Consider the following 756-nt stretch of genomic DNA (forward strand, 5'->3'; position numbering starts at 1 on the left):
CACGCGTTCCATCGACACGGCGCGCGGCGTGGTCAATGCCGACCCCGCCAAGCCGGACCTCGACAAGCTGCCTACCGACACCTTCGGCACGGTCGAGTTTCGCGACGGCCGAATGGTAGCGTCCATCGGCGGCAAGGACGTCGAGATCCTGAGCAGTTTAAACGGTCAGGCGAATTGGGCGGCGATGAACAGCAATGCGACGCTGTCGGCAACAGGGATCTGGCGGGGCGAAAGCGTCGCGCTGGACGTCGCCTCGGCCAGACCGCTTGTGCTGTTTGCCGGCGGCACGGCGCCGCTGACGCTGTCCTTTAAGGCGGCGCCCGCCACCTTCTCGTTCGACGGCACGGCCAGCATGTCTGAAAATACCTATTTCGACGGTCAGGCGAAGTTCTCGGCACCCTCGCTGCGGCGTGTCCTGGAATGGTCGCAGGCCGGCATCGCTCCGGGTGCAGCGATCGGCTCGGTCAGCATTTCGAGCAAGATCACCGCGACCGGCGGGCGCGTCAAGTTCGACAACACGGCAATTGCACTCGACAACAATCCGGGGATGGGTGCACTGGACCTCTCGCTTGGCGAAGCACAACCTGTGATCTCCGGCACGCTCGCCTTCGACACGCTCGACCTCAGATCGTTTCTGTCAGCCTTCACCCCGCTGGTGCCGACCGGAGGGGCGGGACCCGGCGAAATCGACACAAGTTTCGCCGACAAGATCAATCTCGATCTGAGGCTGTCGGCAGCCCACGCCACGGCGGGACC

General features: G+C 64.4%; 1 protein-coding gene. It reads left to right on the forward strand.

Annotated elements, in window-relative coordinates; translation table 11 throughout:
* On the forward strand, positions 1-756 hold a 756-nt coding region (locus EN939_RS36615; RefSeq protein ID WP_442919603.1), incomplete at both ends, for an AsmA family protein.

Origin of the sequence: Mesorhizobium sp. M7A.F.Ca.CA.002.05.1.1 (assembly GCF_003998335.1) — a bacterium.
GTDB lineage: Bacteria > Pseudomonadota > Alphaproteobacteria > Rhizobiales > Rhizobiaceae > Mesorhizobium.